We start from the raw sequence: 15,941 nt of genomic DNA on the forward strand, positions 1-15,941 counted from the left end.
GATTATTCGTGAATATTCGTGTTTCATTCGTGTGAATTCGTGGTTAAAATCTTTTCTAGGTTTATTCATGTTTAATAATCGGCAATTATCCGCAGACTGTAGTCTAAAAGTCAAAGAAAACCTCGAACGATGATTTTCCGCCGCGCTCTGCTGCGCGAGATGGCCAGCAATGCATTGCTGGTTTTTTCGGTGCTGCTGATGATTACCCTGACCACGATGCTGATCCGCTATCTAGGGCAGGCGGCCGGTGGCGCCGTGGCTAACGAGGCGGTGGCGGCCTTCCTCGGCTTCAGTATTGTTAATTATTTGCCGGTTTTGCTGTCCTTGACGGTGTTTATTGCTGTTTTGATGACATTGACCCGCTGCTATCGCGATAGCGAAATGGTGGTCTGGTTCACCGCCGGCTTGAGCGTCGCGGCATGGGTGCGTCCGGTAATTGCCTTCGCCGCGCCAGCGGTATTCGCCATCGCGTTTTTAAGCCTGGTGGTTTCACCTTGGGCGTTGAGAAAAAGCGATGAGTTCCGGCAGCAACTGGACAGCCGCGACGACGTATACTCGGTGGCGCCGGGCGTGTTCAAGGAATCCAAATTTGCCGAGCGGGTGTATTTCGTGGAAAGCTTCGCTGGCGAGAAGAACACGGTAAGCAACATTTTCATGCGCTCTGTCCAGCATCAGAAATTGGGCATTCTGGTCGCTCAGCATGGCTACCAGACGGTATCTGAAAATGGCGACCGATTCCTGGTGCTGCTCAACGGCAGGCGCTATGAGGGGGTAGGCGGCACGCCGGATTACAAGGTCATGGCCTTCGAACGCTATTCCATCCGGATGCATGCCTTTGAGGCGAGCCTGACCCTGCCGACGCAGAAATCCCTGTCCACGTTGATGTTGCTGAGCGACCGCTCAGCGGCCAATATGGGGGAGCTGCTGTGGCGGCTGGGCTTGCCGCTCAGTGCCTTTATTCTGGCTTTGCTGGCGATCCCGCTGAGTTTCGTCAATCCGCGTGCAGGGCGCTCACTTAATTTAATCCTGGCGTTGCTGCTCTACATGATTTACAGCAATTTCCTCAGCATTACCCAGGCTTGGGTGGCGCAGGGCAAATTGTCTCCGTATATCGGGCTGTGGCTGGTGCATGGGGTGATGCTGCTGGTGCTGTTGTTGCTGTTTTACCGCCGGCTTGTACTGGCCCCATTCTGGATGACCTGGCTGAAGAGATTGATTCATCGGCTCAGTGGTGAAGGTAAATGAGAATCCTCAGCCGCTATCTGGCGCGTGAAATTTATTCGGCCACGGTGCTGGTGTTTGCCGCGCTGCTCATGTTGTTTGCTTTTTTCGACCTGATTCACGAGTTGGGCGACCTGGGCAAGGGCGATTACCGGCTGGTGAAAATCTTTGGCTATGTGCTGCTTTCCCTGCCCGGCCATGTTTACGAACTGTTCCCGATTGCGGCCTTGATCGGCTCCCTGTTCGCCCTGGCGCAGTTGACAGCCCATTCCGAGCTTACCGTGATGCGCGTGTCGGGGTTGTCCGCGCCGCGCATCGCCTTGTCGCTGGCGAAAGCCGGATTGCTGTTCGTGGTGCTGACCTTTATTTTCGGGGAATTTATCGCGCCGCTTAGCGGGCGAGCGGCCCAAGAGTTACGTCTGAAGGCGACCAGTTCGGTCGTGGCGCAGGAATTTCGTTCCGGGCTGTGGGTGAAAGATGCGGGGAGCTTCGTCAATGTCGAGGAAGTGTTGCCGGATGCCTCCATGAAGGGGGTAAAAATCTATGAGTTCGACCCCGACTTCCGTTTGCGCTCCATTAGCTATGCCCAGCGTGGCGAGCACGTGGCCGAGAACCGCTGGCGTCTGACTGGTGTGGCGCAGACCCGGTTCGAGCCGGGCAGGACGATAGTCAGCACGCTTCCCGAGGCCTATTGGCATTCGGTACTGACCCCTGACATCCTGAATGTGCTGCTGGTGGTGCCGGAGCAGATGTCGGCCTGGAACCTGTATTTTTATGTCCAGCACCTGAGTGAAAACAAACAGAAAACCACGCGCTACGAAATCGCGCTGTGGTCGAAGCTGGTCTACCCTTTTGCGGCCTTGGTGATGATCATGCTGGCATTGCCGTTTGCTTATTACCAGGGACGTTCAGGCGGGGTAAGCGCGAAAATCTTTGCCGGCATCATGCTGGGATTGGGTTTTCATTTGCTGAACCGGCTATTCGCTCATCTCGGGCTATTGAACGACTGGCCGCCCCTGTTCAGTGCCCTGTTTCCGACGCTGGCATTCCTTGGCGCGGCGATAGTGATGATGTGGCGGGTGGAGAGGCGGTGATGGGTGAAGGGTGAGGCAATCCATTACTCATCGCCCATTACTCATCACCACTTTAGTTCCCGCCATGCGATCGTGCCAGAACAGGCGTTCGCGGTCGAGCAGCGCCCACAGGATGCCGAAGCCCAACCCCACGCCGATTAAGGCGAGGAGGAAACGCAGGCATGCCTGTTTCAGGCGAAGGGGTTGGCCATCAGTGCGCACTATCCGCAGGTGCCAGGTTTTCATGGGCAGAGTCTGCCCGCCGTGCAGCCAGTACCAGATGAAATAGGTCGCCGTTACCAGCAGCAGGTAAAGCTGGAAAACGTAGCGGAGAGTGGGCGGCAGCGGGGAATGGAATATGGCGGTAAACACGAAGCCGGCGATGAACAGGACTGCGGCAAGGAGCAAGGCTTCATAAAGCATGCTGGCGATGCGGCGCCGTATGCTGGGTGTTTCTGGGGGGCGGGCGATCACGGGCGCGGTGTATCAAACTGCCATGGATTGGGCCACGTTTCCGCCTTGGGCGAAGCGGCCGGCGCAGCCGACTCAACGGCCGGAGGTGCCTGATTGGTTTTGGGAGGTTCGGGTGCGGCGGCCGGCTTGGTTTCCGCGGCCTTGGCCTTGCTGCGCCGGAGCTGTTCCTTTTTTTCTTCCGGTAGCTGCTGGTATTCCTGCCACTTCTTTTGGACTTCCTGACGTTTTTCCGGCGGCAACTGCTTCAGTTTCTCGTATTTTTTCCGGGCCAGGGTGCGTTCTTCCGGTGTCAGCTTGCTCCAGTCTTTCAGGCGCCTCTGGATGCGCTGCTGCTCCTCGGGCTTCATTTTTGGATAACCCTTGGCCACGCCCAGCAGTCTTTTGCGCTGAATGGCCGGCATCTTGTCCCATTCGCCGTGAACGGGGGCAAGGATTTGCTTCTGCTCGTATGTCAGCTCGGTCCATGCGGGTTGCCGGGCTTCCTGGGCCGCAATCGCGATGCCTTGTGCCAAAAGGCAGAAGGCGAGAGTTATTGCTGCGGCGAGCCTTCTAGCCATGTATCGAACCCGTTATCAATGAATGCATGGATCGGCAAGTCCTGGGCCAGCAGATGGGCGTCGATTTCCGACACGTCGTTCATCTCTTGGGTGTTTTGCCAATAGGTGACGAACATCAGCCCCAACACCAGCAACGCCAGCGGCACCCAGGCACGGAAAGGGGAGTGGCCACGGTGGCTACTGTGGCCGTGCCTTGCCCAAGCCAGGCTGAAGCTGTGACGAGGTTTGGCATAGGCTTCCAGGGCGTGCTGCCTCGCCATTTGGAGGCGGTGTTGCAGACGGCTGTCCAGATGGGCCGTGCCGTAATCCAGGTGATGGACAATTTTTTTTGCCAGATCGTGCTCGTTCATGGCTCAATTCCCTTCGATTTCAAAAAGGCCGCCACTGCGTGGGTGGCCCGGGAACAATGTGTCTTGACGCTGCCTTCGGAACAACCCATCGCGGCAGCGGTTTGAGAAACATCCAGTTCCTCCCAATAACGCAGCAGGAACGCTTCCCGTTGACGAGCCGGCAATATTTTTAGTGCCTGCTCAATCAATTTAACGACTTGCGAGCGAGCCAGGGTTTCTTCCGGCCGATGAATCTTATTTGAGTCGTCCTCGACTTCTAAAGTTTCCAGAGGATCATATTCTTCTTCCTGATGCGGAGAGAAAGACGACAGTAGGGTGGTCCACAACGAGCGCACTTTCTGGCGTCGGTAATAGTCGCGGATGGTATTTTGCAAAATGCGCTGGAATAGCATCGGGAATTCCTCGGCGGGCTTCCCCGAGTATTTTTCCGTCAGTTTCATCATGGAGTCCTGCACGATGTCCAGAGCGCCATGTTCGTCGCGAACGGCAAATAGCGCCTGTTTGTAAGCGCGTCGTTCGACTTCGGCAAGAAACTTGGAAAGTTCCTGAAAGGTGGCCAGTTGGAGAGTTCCCGAGTAAGGTTCTTTCGTCGTATCTTATCAAATAAAGAAAAATAAAGCAGAGTCTTCTTTATGCCCGGATGTTTCGTAGTGACGCACGCCCTCACTAGCCTTTAAAAATGTTTGACATGAAAATGTTGCTCTGTCAGGTGTATGAATAACTGCACAGCTTCTTCGCAAAACTTCCCTTTCAAACAACATCCTGCGCGATCATCATGCGAATTTATGAATCATCCGGGCAAGTTTGGTAAAATGCCGCACTTGACCAAGTTGGCGGCAACCATTAGTGTTTCACGTTTCCCCGGAATGATTATTTAAGGCTGGTATATGGAATTGACGGGCGCAGAGATCGTTGTGCGCTGTCTGGCGGAAGAAGGGACTGAATTTGTTTTCGGTTACCCCGGCGGTGCAGTGTTGAACATTTACGACGAGGTTTTCAAGCAGAACAAGTTCAAGCATGTGCTAGTCAGGCACGAGCAGGCCGCGGTGCATGCTGCGGACGGTTATGCGCGCGCCACAGGTCGGACCGGCGTGGCACTGGTGACCTCCGGGCCGGGTGCGACTAATGCCGTGACCGGTATCGCTACCGCCTACATGGATTCGATCCCGCTGGTGGTGATTTCCGGTCAGGTGCCGACCGCCGCGATCGGCATGGATGCCTTCCAGGAAGTGGATATGGTGGGCATCACTCGCCCCTGCGTGAAACACAATTTCCTGGTCAAGGACGTCAAGGATCTCGCCGAGACCATCAAGAAGGCGTTTTATATCGCTTCAACTGGCCGGCCTGGACCGGTGGTGGTGGATATCCCCAAGGATGTGACCCAGCGCAAGACTGAATTCACCTATCCGAAGAAGGTGACGATGCGCTCCTACAACCCGGTGATCAAGGGTCATCCGGGGCAGATCAAGCGCGCGGTGCAGATGATCCTGGAGGCAAAGAGGCCGATGCTCTATACCGGCGGCGGCGTGGTGCTGAGCAATGCGGCGGAGGAGCTAACCCAGTTTACGCGTCAGCTCGGTTTCCCCATTACCAGCACACTGATGGGGCTGGGTGGCTACCCCGCCACCGATCCACTGTTTACCGGCATGCTCGGCATGCACGGTACCTATGAAGCCAACATGGCGATGCAGCATTGCGATGTGTTGATCGCCATCGGCGCCCGTTTCGACGATCGTGTTATCGGCAATCCGGAGCATTTCTTTCAGGATGGCCGCCGCATCATCCACATCGACATCGATCCCACTTCCATCGCGAAGCGGGTCAAGGTGGACGTGCCCATTGTCGGCAACGTCAAGGACGTGCTGGCAGAGATGAATAAATTGATTCAGGCCAGCAAGGAGAAGCCCGACCAGACTGCACTCAAGACCTGGTGGACGCAAATCGAACTGTGGCGCTCGCAAGACTGCATGAAATACGATCGCGATAGCAGCCTGATCAAGCCCCAGTACGTGATCGAAAAGCTGTACGAGGTTACCCGCGGTGATGCCTATGTGACCTCCGACGTCGGACAGCACCAGATGTGGGCTGCGCAGTATTACAAGTTCGACCAGCCGCGTCGCTGGATCAACTCCGGTGGCTTGGGCACCATGGGCTTTGGCTTGCCGGCAGCGATGGGCGTGCAGTTTGCCCACCCTGAGGCAATGGTGGCCTGCGTGACCGGCGAGGGCAGCATCCAGATGAACATTCAGGAGCTGTCTACCTGCAAGCAGTTCAACCTGCCGCTCAAGATCATTCTGCTCAACAACCGCTACCTCGGTATGGTGAGGCAGTGGCAGGAATTCTTTTACGGCAACCGTTATGCCGAATCCTATATGGATGCGCTGCCGGATTTTGCCAAGCTGGCTGAAAGTTACGGCCATGTCGGTATGAAGATCGAGAAGCCGGAAGATGTCGAGGGCGCGCTGAAAGAGGCGTTCGACATGAAGGATCGGCTGGTGTTCATGAACTTCATTACCGACCAGAAGGAAAATGTCTTCCCGATGATTCCCGCCGGCAAGGGGTTGAGTGAAATGATTCTGGTATGAGACACATAATTTCTTTGTTGATGGAAAACGAAGCGGGCGCTCTGTCCCGTGTCGCCGGACTGTTTTCGGCACGCGGCTACAACATCGAGTCGCTGACGGTCGCTCCGACCGAGGATGCCACCCTGTCGCGCATGACTATCGTCACTCGCGGTTCTGACGACGTGATCGAGCAGATCACCAAGCAGCTCAACAAGTTGATCGACGTGGTCAAGGTGGTGGATTTGTCCGAAGCCGGCCACATCGAGCGCGAATTGATGCTGGTGAAAGTGCGCGCCGAAGGTGAGTCGCGCGAGGAAATGAAACGACTGTCGGATATCTTCCGCGGCCGCATTGTGGATGTCACCGACAAGACCTACACCATCGAGCTGACCGGTGCAGGCTACAAGCTGGATGCCTTTCTCGAAGCGCTGGACAAGGATGCGATTCTGGAAACGGTGCGTACGGGTGCATCCGGCATCGGGCGTGGTGATAGAATACTGAAAGTTTGAATTTTAGTTTGAACCGCGGAGGCGCTGAGGAAAACCGTTGCTTTTCTCTCGGCTCCGCGCCTCCGCGTCGCCTAGATGCGCCTACTTTTGGCTCCGCGGTTATTTATATTTATATTTCTTAAGGAAACGATAGTCATGAAAGTTTATTACGACAAGGACGCCGATCTCTCCATCATCAAGGGCAAGAAAGTCACCATCGTCGGTTACGGTTCCCAGGGGCATGCCCATGCCGCCAACCTGAAGGATTCCGGCGTCAAGGTGACGGTCGGCCTGCGCAAGGGCGGCGTCTCCTGGGACAAGGCCAAGAAATCCGGCTTCACGGTGAAGGAAGTCGCCGATGCGGTGAAGGGCGCTGACATTGTGATGATCCTGGTGCCCGATGAGCAGCAGCCTGACGTCTACAGCAAAGACGTGGAGCCCAACCTGAAAAAGGGGGCAACCCTGGCTTTTGCCCACGGCTTCAACATCCATTACAACCAGATCCAACCGCGTGCCGATCTCGACATCATCATGATTGCACCCAAGGGCCCCGGTCATACCGTGCGTTCCGAGTACCTCAAGGGCGGCGGCGTGCCTTCCCTGATCGCTATCTACCAGGACGTGTCCAAGAAGGCCAAGAGCGTTGCTCTGTCCTATGCAGCAGCCAACGGCGGCACCAAGGGTGGCGTGATCGAAACCAATTTCCGTGAAGAAACCGAGACCGATCTGTTCGGCGAGCAGGCCGTGCTGTGCGGCGGCTGCGTCGAGCTGGTCAAGGCCGGCTTCGAAACCCTGACCAATGCCGGCTATGCGCCGGAAATGGCCTATTTCGAATGCTTGCACGAGCTCAAGCTGATCGTCGACCTGATGTATGAGGGCGGCATCGCCAACATGAATTACTCCATTTCCAACAATGCCGAGTACGGCGAATACGTCACCGGCCCGAAGGTGATCAACGAGGAATCCCGCTGGGCCATGCAGGAAGCGCTGAAGAACATCCAGAATGGCGAGTATGCCAAGCGCTTCATCCTGGAAGGCAAGACCAACTATCCGGAAATGACTGCACGTCGCCGTTTGAACGCCGAGCATCAGATCGAGGTGGTGGGCGAAAAACTGCGTTCCATGATGCCGTGGATCGCCAAGAACAAGCTGGTCGACCAGTCCAAAAACTAGTAATGGGTAAAGGGTGATGGGTAATGGGGTCCCCCATTACCCATTACTCATACCCCATTACTCATACTCCTATGTGCATCGGTATCGCTCCCCCAGTGAAAAATTATCCCCACCCTATTATTGCCCGCGAGGGCTGGCCTTTCCTGGCCGGCATCGTGGCGGTTTCGCTGCTGGTTACGTTCCTGGCCGGCTGGCTGTGGGCGCTGCCATTGTGGATCATCAGCCTGTTCGTGCTGCAGTTCTTTCGTGACCCGGGGCGTAATGTGCCGACGGCGCGCAATCTGGTGATCGCCCCTGCAGATGGCCGCATCGTCGCCGTCGAACGTGTTCAGGATCCCTACCTCAAGCGCGATGCGCAGAAGGTCAGCGTGTTCATGAACGTGTTTAACGTTCATTCCAACCGCAGTCCGGTGGATGGTGTGATCGAGGAAATCTGGTACAACCCCGGAAAATTCGTCAATGCCGACCTGAACAAGGCCTCCACGGAAAATGAACGCAATGCCATCTGGCTGCGTTCCGATTACGGCTACGACATTACCTGTGTCCAGGTGGCCGGGCTGATTGCACGGCGCATCCTGTGCTATGCCAAGCCGGGTGAGTGGCTTGCGCGCGGCCAGCGTTACGGTTTCATCCGTTTCGGCTCGCGGGTGGACGTGTACTTGCCATTGACTGCCCAGGTACGTGTCAGCATCGGCGACAAGGTCCGTGCCGGGGAAACCGTGCTGTCCGAACTGCCGATGAATGTCGGCTGATCAGCTAAAACATTTGTGCCATGAACGAAGACTATAATCTCGCCAATCGCAAACCCCTGCTGGATGGCCGCTTGCGCCGGCGCGGTATCTACCTGCTGCCTAACATGTTCACCACTGCGGCACTGTTCGCCGGGTTCTACGCCATCGTCCAGGCTATGAACGGGAATTTCGAGCAATCTGCGGTGGCGATCTTTATCGCCATGGTGATGGACGGCCTGGACGGCCGGGTCGCTCGCCTTACCCATACCCAGAGCGCGTTCGGGGCGGAATACGATTCGCTTTCCGATATGGTGTCGTTCGGCGTAGCGCCCGCCTTGATCGTGTACGTCTGGGCGCTGAAGGACATGGGAAAATGGGGCTGGATCGCCGCCTTTATCTATTGTGCCGGCGCGGCGCTGCGGTTGGCACGCTTCAACACCCAGCATGAAGTTGCCGACAAGCGGTTCTTCCAGGGTTTGCCCAGCCCAGCTGCTGCAGCGTTGCTGGCTGGGCTGGTGTGGGTGATGAACGAGTACCATATCCGCGGCACCGATATCCGCTGGCTGGTGTGGGGGGTGACCCTGTTCGCCGGATTGACCATGGTCAGCAACCTGCGCTATTACAGCGGCAAGGATATCAACCTGCGCAAGAGCGTGCCCTTTGTGGGCATCTTGTTGATCGTGCTGACCTTCATTCTGATTTCTTCCGACCCGCCACGTGTACTGTTCAGCGTTTTTGTGCTGTATGCGCTGTCTGCTTACGCGGACTGGCTGTGGGGTTTGGTGCGGAGAAGGCGGAAAGGCTAGCCGAGGGCTAACTGCTTGCGCTCACAAATGAAAGCGTTTATATTTCAAACCATGAACTCCGCTATCCCAGTCTCCTTCGTTTCATATCGGGCCAACATCCTGCTGGTCGGCCTGCTGCTGCGCCGCAGGCGCTAACTTTCCTCCCCCCATTACTTGTTTTGAATTGCGGAAATCGGCGGCGACCGGTTTTCGTGTTATATGAACCTAGAAACCTCAGTTGACCGCTCGACTGGATATTTAACGGCATGATCCCAATAAACTTCTTCATAAATTTACCGTTTCACACGGTTTGTGAATCCGCTACGGGGTGGATTGCACGGTTTTTGGGGCACATGGCGGCGTTGCAACTCCTTGGAATGGAACGGCCATTCCGCGTCGTTGCGCCTTGCCCTGCACCCCAAAAACCGCACACTCCACCCCGTCCAACTAAGGTTTCTAGGTTAAATTACGACTTCTGCAACGGAGCCCGTCATGAAAAATAAATTAATCATATTCGACACTACCTTGCGCGACGGCGAACAAAGCCCCGGCGCTTCCATGACCAAAGAGGAGAAGGTGCGCATCGCGCGGCAGCTCGAGCGGATGCGCGTGGATGTCATCGAGGCCGGTTTCCCGGCCGCCAGCAACGGTGATTTCGAGTCGGTCAAGGCGGTTGCCAGCAGCATCAAGGACAGCACGGTGTGCGGTCTGGCGCGCGCCCTGGAGCGCGATATTGAGCGCGCTGGCGAGGCGATCAAGCCAGCCGTCTCAGGCCGTATCCACACCTTCATCGCCACCAGCCCGATCCACATGGAGAAGAAGCTGCGCATGAGCCCGGATCAGGTGGTCGAGCAGGCGGTGAAGGCGGTGAAATGGGCGCGCAAGTGGACCGACAATGTCGAGTTCTCGCCCGAGGATGCCGGCCGCTCCGAGACCGATTTCCTGTGCCGCATCCTGGAAGCGGTGATCGAGGCCGGCGCCACGACCTTGAACATTCCTGATACCGTCGGTTACAACCTGCCGCAGCAGTTCGGCAACCTCATCGCCACCTTGCGCGAGCGGATTCCCAATTCCGATAAGGCGATCTTCTCGGTGCACTGCCACAACGATCTTGGTCTGGCCGTGGCGAACTCCCTCTCCGCGGTACTGGCCGGGGCGCGTCAGGTGGAATGCACGATCAACGGCCTGGGCGAGCGGGCAGGTAACGCTGCGCTGGAAGAAATAGTCATGGCGGTACGTACGCGTCAGGACGTCTTTTCCTGCGATACCGGCATCGACACCACCCAGATCGTGCCGGCCAGCCGCCTGGTGGCTGGCATTACTGGCTTCGCGGTGCAGCCCAACAAGGCTATCGTCGGCGCCAATGCCTTCGCCCACGAGTCCGGCATCCATCAGGACGGCGTCCTCAAGCACCGCGAAACCTATGAAATCATGCGCGCCGAGGATGTCGGCTGGAGCGCGAACAAGATGGTGTTGGGCAAGCATTCCGGGCGCAACGCCTTTCGCAGTCGCCTGGTTGAACTGGGTATCGAGCTGGAATCGGAAGAAGCGCTCAACGCCGCCTTCGCCCGCTTCAAGGATCTCGCCGACAAGAAGCATGAAATCTTCGACGAGGATATTCATGCGCTGGTCAGCGACGAGGAACAGGCGATGGTGAAGGAACAGTTCAAGCTGGTGTCCCTGCGCGTCTGCTCGGAAACCGGCGAAACGCCTCATGCCCAAGTCACCATCAGCGATGGCGGCAAGGAAAAGGCTGCGGAAGCCGATGGTGGCGGTCCGGTGGATGCCTCGTTCAAGGCGATCGAGGTTATCGTCAAGAGCGGCACGGAACTGCTGCTCTATTCGGTCAACAACATCACCAGCGGTACGGATGCACAGGGCGAAGTCACGGTGCGGCTAGCCAAGGGTGGGCGTATCGTCAATGGTCAGGGGGCGGATACCGACATCGTGATCGCTTCGGCCAAGGCTTACCTCAATGCCCTGAACAAGCTGACTGGAAAGCTGGAGCGGATGAATCCGCAGGTCTAATTCGCAATCAAAAAGCGATTAACCGCAAAGGACGCGAAGGTCCGCAAAGGAAATCAAGATCATCAAGCATTCCTTCGCGTCACTTTGCGTCCTTTGCGGTTAATGATTTGAATTAGGGCCTGCGGCTAAGTCGGGCGTAGAAAATCGTGCTGCTGAAGAAAATCAGGCTGAGCGCGATTTCCACTCCCGCCAAGGCCACCGACAGGCCTTTGTCGCTCATGGCGCGTACCACGCCTTCGGTGAGATAGAGCAGGATCAGCATCGAGGCCCACTGGTAAGTGTAGCGTTTGCCGCGCAGGATGCCGGCCAGCGGCAGCAGCAGCGGCAGCACCTTGAAAACCAGGCTGGAGCCGCCGGGACGTAGCGGCGCGAGCCACAATTCCCACGCGAGGCACAGGATGATCAGCGCGATCAGGCTGGCGATGCTGGCATAGTGGAGAGCTGCGGTTCGGTTCATGTGCTGCTTTCTCGTATCATACGCAGGAGCGCTGCTTCGGCCTGTTCGGCATTGAGGACGGTTTCAGGGAAATCGAAGCGCAACAGCTGTCCGTCATCCAGAATGTCGAAGCCGTCGCAGTCGATTCCCACCAGGGTTGCATCGCTGGCACTTGCGCCGTAGTAGGCTCTGCAGAAGAACTGCAGGTCGCCGGCCTGGTTGCGATTGAAGCGGGCCAGGAGTGCTTCTTCATCTTGCGCCATTGAGTTTGGCGGCGGCAGGATTTCCGTCGGGGAAATCCACCGCGCCACGCCGAAGCCGCCGATGTAGCGCAGAGTGACGGGCTCGATGCGGTAGAAGCTGAAGTCCAGTGCAAAATAAGGTTCAGTGCCGGGGAAGTAGCGCAGGTAACGCGCCTTGAGCTGCTCCGTTGTTTCCACATGCATTGCTTTGCCGACCAGTGTGAGTCGCTCTCCGGCCTGGATGTCGACGGATTGCTCGTGTACCAGTAAGCTGGCGCGCTCGTCCTGCTCGATATTGCGGGTGTGTTCCGCCAGTTGGCTGATCAGGAACAACGGCTTGGCTTCATGATCGGTCAGGGTGGATACCGCCGAGCCGAACGGGTAGCCGCCGAGTTTGTGGGAAAGCGTGGAAAGCAAGCCGGTATGCTCTGCACGCAGCAACCTGCGCGCCTGTTTCCAGGTCTTTTCAGCAGTCGTCATGGGGCGATTTCGGCCGGCCCGGCGGGGCAGCGACCATGCGGAATTTCATACATCATGGGATACTCCTTTTTAATATAATAATCCTGGGAAAGCTTTTAACCACGAATTTACACGAATTAAACACGAATGTTCACTAATAATCAGATGGTTAGCATGGACGACCTGATTCACCTGTTTGGAGACACGATGATTTTCTCTAACTATTCGTGTTTATTCATGAATATTCGTGTCATTCGTGGTTAATTGTCGTTTTAAGGATAATAACGTAATTCATGGTCAATAACTTTTCTCGCGTTATGCCGTTTCTGCTCCTGGTGCGGCGACGCTTCAAGGAAGATCGCTGTGCCCAGTTCGCCGCGAGCCTGACCTACACCACGCTGCTGGCACTGGTACCGATTGTCACCATCGCGCTGACGGTATTGTCCGCTTTCCCAGTATTTACTGACCTGATGACCCAGCTCAAGGTGTTCATCCTGGGCAACTTCGTGCCGATCTCGGCGGGCAAGATCATCTCGGTGTACATGCAGCAATTCGCTCAGAAGGCGGCGCACTTGACGGCGCTGGGCATCGGGTTGCTGGCAGTGACCGCGTTCGTGTTGATGCTGACTATCGATCACGCCTTCGATGTGATTTGGCGTGTGCGCCGGAAGCGCCCGCTGCTGCGTCGCTTCCTGATCTACTGGGCGGCGCTGACGCTCGGACCGCTGCTGATCGGGGTCAGCCTGTCCCTGACTTCCTACCTGGTAAGCTTTCCTCTCGAGCTGGCGAAAGGCGTACCCGCAGTCGGCATGGTGACCCTGAAGATTGTGCCGGTGGCGCTGACCATCTTTGCCTTCGCGCTGCTCTACAGGATTGTCCCCAGCCGCCCTGTTTTACCGCTTCATGCCCTGGTCGGCGGGATGGCGGCGGGGATTGCCTTCGAGTTGATGAAGAAGGTGTTTGCACTTTATGTCACTCACTTTTCCACCTATACCCTGGTGTACGGCGCGTTCGCCAGTGTTCCGCTTTTCCTGATCTGGATTTATCTGTCCTGGCTGGTGGTGCTGTCCGGTGCGGTGATCGCCGCTGCGCTTCCTTATTGGAACACCTCCATGCATCGTGGCGAGGAAGTTGCCGGACGGGGGTTTTTCGCCGCGCTGGCCGTTCTCAAGGCGATTTACCAGGCGCATCGGGCCGGTGAAACACTCAGCCTGCAGCGCCTGCTGCGCGAATCGGATTTGGGGCTGGAAGATATCGAGGATATCCTCGACCGGCTGAACGAGGTGAACTGGGTGGGCAGCGTGGAGGGCGGCGGCTGGACCCTGACCCGAAGTGCGGAGGCGATCCGGCTCGCCGATGTTTACCGCGTTTTCGTGTTCGATCCGGACCAGGGCCGTCCGGCTCCGGGCGTTGCAGGTACGCGCGCAGCTGTCCTGCTGACTGGCCTGACGGCCAAGCTGGACGAGGCATTGAGCCTGTCCTTGAAAGAATTGTTCAGCCCAGGCTGAGCGGGGCGGGATGCTCAACCCCGGCTGAACTCGAACCTTTCGTAGCCCGCTGTTTGTTCCACCAGCTTGACGGCGCGGACGGCCTGGGTCGTGTTGCCATCGAGCTCGAGCAGCAGCTCGCGTTGCGGGCCGAAGGTTCCGCGTGGTGCGATCAGGGTTTCCGGCTGCTTGAGCAGGAGGATTTCCGGCAGCAGCAGGGCGGCCTGGAAAGTTTCCGCCGGACCGGCAATGGAAGGTTTGATTCTGGCTGGATCGGCCTTGGGGGCGACAAGCTGCGCGCCGATTTCAAGATGGTCGGCCTTGCCGCTTTTCACCCAGCGCACGGCGCCGACATGCCATTTGTTCGCTCCATCCGCTTTTAACCCGATCACGTCGCCAGGGCGAATCTGGGGCAGGGTCTCGAAAGCCCCGCTCAATGCAAGGCCGCCAGCACTTTCATTGATGACCAGCCACTTGCCCGAGATGAAGCGCCGATCCTCGGCCGGCTGGACAAACGAAAGATCGGTGCTTTCTCCGGGTTCGCGCCCACCCAGGAAATGATGGAGGGACGGCAAACCGATGCAGACCTGGGTGCTGGAGATGTTCCGGGTCCGGTTGAACACCCGTTTCGGCGCCGCTGACCAGCTCTTGAGCAAACGTTTTAGCAGGTTCCGGTAGTTGGCTTCCCTGGCGACATCGGGCAGACGCAAGTTTTTCGGCAATTCCCCTGCGTTCAGTCTTTCTATGTGGTGATGTAGCGCCTGTGCCAATTCCAGCGTGTTGAGCTGGATGTCGCTACGGTTGTCCACTTCTTCATCCAGATCCTGGGGCAAGGGCTTGGGAGGCTTGTCGCTGTGAGTCTGCGCCAGAAACAAACCGATCGGATTGCCGGTTTGTGCGAATGCCTGAAGTTGTGCGAGACCACCGAACACCGCCAGGTAGTTCTGGATGCATGCGACTTCGCCGGGACTCAGTTGGTAAGGATTCGACAGTGCGAGCAACAGGGTTTGCTTGTAAACCAGATTGACGCTGCTTTCGCATTCCTCGTCGGAAACGGTTTCGTTGGCGCTATCCTGCTCGATGGCGAAGCGGAAAATCTGGTGGATCTCGAACCAGATGCCGGAGGGAGCGGGGGCATAGGTCTGGTAGCAGATCATCAGGATCCGGCTCAAGGCGGATATGGCGCGCTGCGCCGCAGTCACCGCAATTTTTCCCTTGCCTAGGGTAATGCGTGCGTTCTGGTAATCGAGCAAGATGATCTTATAGCCGTTGGCGAGTTCCATCAGGAGTTGGCGCGCCTGTTCGGCCATTTGTCGGTTCTTTCCCGGTTGCGGCAGACGGGTGGCAACATACTGCTCTTCCATGGCGGGCAGCAGTTTAAGAATGACGCTGCGATATAATTCGAGCAATTTCAGGCGCTTTTCCAGGGCGACTTTTTGTCGATTCAGTGCGCCGATTTCATCGTCCAGGGTGCGGCAAACATCGGTAAGGTTGGTGAGGGGCAGGTCGTCCAGCCATTCTTTCAGATGTTTCGGGCGTTTTTCCACGGTCAGGTCTTCGACCGGATCGGGTGCGGGTACGGTCAGCGTTAGCGACATGGAGGTATCCCCTGGCAAGAATGTTTTTTATCCGGTAAATTCTAGAAACAATCGGATATTTTGTAAAATAAATCCAATACTCAGGAATCATACATCAAGAGTAGATGCGGACGAAGCGGGGTGGGGCAATCCGCGATGAGGGTAATGGCCGTGGCTCATTCTGCCGCGGCAGGTGTCCCAGCGCGCATTAACCGTTTTATTTTGGAGGAATTCGAGTAATGTAACGGTTGGAATGGCTGTTTGATGACGCCCTGTGGCGCAGAGAAGAGCGCAAA

16 protein-coding genes are annotated in these 15,941 nt (G+C 56.9%); 9 read left to right on the forward strand and 7 right to left on the reverse strand.

All coding sequences use genetic code 11. From position 1 onward, the window contains the following. Positions 1-129: 129 nt before the first annotated feature. Complete coding sequence (lptF, locus tag VMV64_RS12795; RefSeq protein ID WP_325330915.1) at positions 130-1,245, forward strand: LPS export ABC transporter permease LptF; 1,116 nt, start codon at positions 130-132, stop codon at positions 1,243-1,245. Next, a complete protein-coding gene (gene lptG / locus VMV64_RS12800) occupies positions 1,242-2,315 on the forward strand; it encodes an LPS export ABC transporter permease LptG (RefSeq protein WP_325330917.1) in 1,074 nt (357 codons plus the stop codon). Before lptF ends, lptG begins: the two co-directional genes overlap by 4 nt. Before the next feature lie 27 nt (positions 2,316-2,342). On the opposite strand, the gene VMV64_RS12805 is transcribed toward lptG, so the two are convergent. The 4 genes from VMV64_RS12805 to VMV64_RS12820 are packed head-to-tail and all read right to left on the reverse strand — an operon-like array spanning position 2,343 to position 4,235. Continuing rightward, positions 2,343-2,768, reverse strand: a complete 426-nt coding sequence (locus tag VMV64_RS12805) for an RDD family protein (protein ID WP_325330919.1) — start codon at positions 2,766-2,768, stop codon at positions 2,343-2,345. After that, positions 2,765-3,325, reverse strand: coding sequence for a DUF3106 domain-containing protein (locus VMV64_RS12810; RefSeq protein ID WP_325330921.1), 561 nt, complete (start codon positions 3,323-3,325; stop codon positions 2,765-2,767). The genes VMV64_RS12805 and VMV64_RS12810 overlap by 4 nt, the downstream gene beginning before the upstream one ends. Beyond that, positions 3,298-3,675: a DUF3619 family protein gene (locus VMV64_RS12815; RefSeq protein ID WP_325330923.1), complete on the reverse strand. Its 378-nt coding sequence runs from the start codon at positions 3,673-3,675 to the stop codon at positions 3,298-3,300. The genes VMV64_RS12810 and VMV64_RS12815 overlap by 28 nt, the downstream gene beginning before the upstream one ends. Beyond that, the gene (locus VMV64_RS12820) at positions 3,672-4,235 is read right to left on the reverse strand and encodes an RNA polymerase sigma factor (RefSeq protein ID WP_325331488.1); all 564 of its coding nucleotides are present in this window, start codon (positions 4,233-4,235) and stop codon (positions 3,672-3,674) included. Before VMV64_RS12820 ends, VMV64_RS12815 begins: the two co-directional genes overlap by 4 nt. Positions 4,236-4,562: 327 nt before the next feature. Between VMV64_RS12820 and VMV64_RS12825 the strand changes: the two genes are divergently transcribed. The 6 genes from VMV64_RS12825 (at position 4,563) to VMV64_RS12850 (ending at position 11,444) form a co-directional block, all read left to right on the forward strand. After that, complete coding sequence (locus VMV64_RS12825) at positions 4,563-6,260, forward strand: acetolactate synthase 3 catalytic subunit (RefSeq protein WP_325330925.1); 1,698 nt, start codon at positions 4,563-4,565, stop codon at positions 6,258-6,260. Then, positions 6,257-6,748: an acetolactate synthase small subunit gene (gene ilvN / locus VMV64_RS12830; RefSeq protein ID WP_325330927.1), complete on the forward strand. Its 492-nt coding sequence runs from the start codon at positions 6,257-6,259 to the stop codon at positions 6,746-6,748. Before VMV64_RS12825 ends, ilvN begins: the two co-directional genes overlap by 4 nt. 135 nt (positions 6,749-6,883) lie before the next feature. Next, the gene (gene ilvC, locus VMV64_RS12835) at positions 6,884-7,900 is read left to right on the forward strand and encodes a ketol-acid reductoisomerase (RefSeq protein ID WP_325330929.1); all 1,017 of its coding nucleotides are present in this window, start codon (positions 6,884-6,886) and stop codon (positions 7,898-7,900) included. Positions 7,901-7,995: 95 nt separating this feature from the next. Then, positions 7,996-8,652: a phosphatidylserine decarboxylase gene (locus tag VMV64_RS12840; RefSeq protein ID WP_325330931.1), complete on the forward strand. Its 657-nt coding sequence runs from the start codon at positions 7,996-7,998 to the stop codon at positions 8,650-8,652. A 20-nt stretch (positions 8,653-8,672) separates the two neighbouring features. Beyond that, positions 8,673-9,437: a CDP-diacylglycerol--serine O-phosphatidyltransferase gene (gene pssA / locus VMV64_RS12845; protein WP_325330933.1), complete on the forward strand. Its 765-nt coding sequence runs from the start codon at positions 8,673-8,675 to the stop codon at positions 9,435-9,437. A gap of 471 nt (positions 9,438-9,908) precedes the next feature. Next, positions 9,909-11,444, forward strand: coding sequence for a 2-isopropylmalate synthase (locus VMV64_RS12850; RefSeq protein WP_325330935.1), 1,536 nt, complete (start codon positions 9,909-9,911; stop codon positions 11,442-11,444). 112 nt (positions 11,445-11,556) lie between these two features. On the opposite strand, the gene VMV64_RS12855 is transcribed toward VMV64_RS12850, so the two are convergent. Beyond that, positions 11,557-11,901, reverse strand: a complete 345-nt coding sequence (locus VMV64_RS12855) for a DUF2069 domain-containing protein (RefSeq protein ID WP_325330937.1) — start codon at positions 11,899-11,901, stop codon at positions 11,557-11,559. Next, positions 11,898-12,602 (reverse strand): HugZ family protein, encoded by a 705-nt coding sequence (locus tag VMV64_RS12860; protein ID WP_325330939.1) that lies wholly within the window; start codon positions 12,600-12,602, stop codon positions 11,898-11,900. The genes VMV64_RS12855 and VMV64_RS12860 overlap by 4 nt, the downstream gene beginning before the upstream one ends. A 272-nt stretch (positions 12,603-12,874) precedes the next feature. On the opposite strand from VMV64_RS12860, the gene VMV64_RS12865 reads away from it, so the two are divergent. Then, complete coding sequence (locus VMV64_RS12865) at positions 12,875-14,089, forward strand: YihY family inner membrane protein (protein WP_325330941.1); 1,215 nt, start codon at positions 12,875-12,877, stop codon at positions 14,087-14,089. Between the two features lie 14 nt (positions 14,090-14,103). Here the strand turns inward: VMV64_RS12865 and VMV64_RS12870 are convergent, their stop codons facing one another. Continuing rightward, complete coding sequence (locus tag VMV64_RS12870) at positions 14,104-15,666, reverse strand: hypothetical protein (protein ID WP_325330943.1); 1,563 nt, start codon at positions 15,664-15,666, stop codon at positions 14,104-14,106. Positions 15,667-15,941: the final 275 nt, after the last annotated feature.

Source organism: Sulfuricella sp., from assembly GCF_035531155.1.
GTDB lineage: Bacteria > Pseudomonadota > Gammaproteobacteria > Burkholderiales > Sulfuricellaceae > Sulfuricella.

Bases quoted from the DNA above. Each gene is read 5' to 3' on its own strand.
- lptF (WP_325330915.1), top strand. From the start codon at position 130: ATGATTTTCCGCCGCGCTCTGCTGCGCGAGATGGCCAGCAATGCATTG.
- lptG (WP_325330917.1), top strand. From the start codon at position 1,242: ATGAGAATCCTCAGCCGCTATCTGGCGCGTGAAATTTATTCGGCCACG.
- VMV64_RS12810 (WP_325330921.1), bottom strand. From the start codon at position 3,325: ATGGCTAGAAGGCTCGCCGCAGCAATAACTCTCGCCTTCTGCCTTTTG.
- VMV64_RS12815 (WP_325330923.1), bottom strand. From the start codon at position 3,675: ATGAACGAGCACGATCTGGCAAAAAAAATTGTCCATCACCTGGATTAC.
- VMV64_RS12825 (WP_325330925.1), top strand. From the start codon at position 4,563: ATGGAATTGACGGGCGCAGAGATCGTTGTGCGCTGTCTGGCGGAAGAA.
- ilvN (WP_325330927.1), top strand. From the start codon at position 6,257: ATGAGACACATAATTTCTTTGTTGATGGAAAACGAAGCGGGCGCTCTG.
- ilvC (WP_325330929.1), top strand. From the start codon at position 6,884: ATGAAAGTTTATTACGACAAGGACGCCGATCTCTCCATCATCAAGGGC.
- pssA (WP_325330933.1), top strand. From the start codon at position 8,673: ATGAACGAAGACTATAATCTCGCCAATCGCAAACCCCTGCTGGATGGC.
- VMV64_RS12850 (WP_325330935.1), top strand. From the start codon at position 9,909: ATGAAAAATAAATTAATCATATTCGACACTACCTTGCGCGACGGCGAA.
- VMV64_RS12855 (WP_325330937.1), bottom strand. From the start codon at position 11,901: ATGAACCGAACCGCAGCTCTCCACTATGCCAGCATCGCCAGCCTGATC.
- VMV64_RS12860 (WP_325330939.1), bottom strand. From the start codon at position 12,602: ATGACGACTGCTGAAAAGACCTGGAAACAGGCGCGCAGGTTGCTGCGT.
- VMV64_RS12865 (WP_325330941.1), top strand. From the start codon at position 12,875: ATGGTCAATAACTTTTCTCGCGTTATGCCGTTTCTGCTCCTGGTGCGG.
- VMV64_RS12870 (WP_325330943.1), bottom strand. From the start codon at position 15,666: ATGTCGCTAACGCTGACCGTACCCGCACCCGATCCGGTCGAAGACCTG.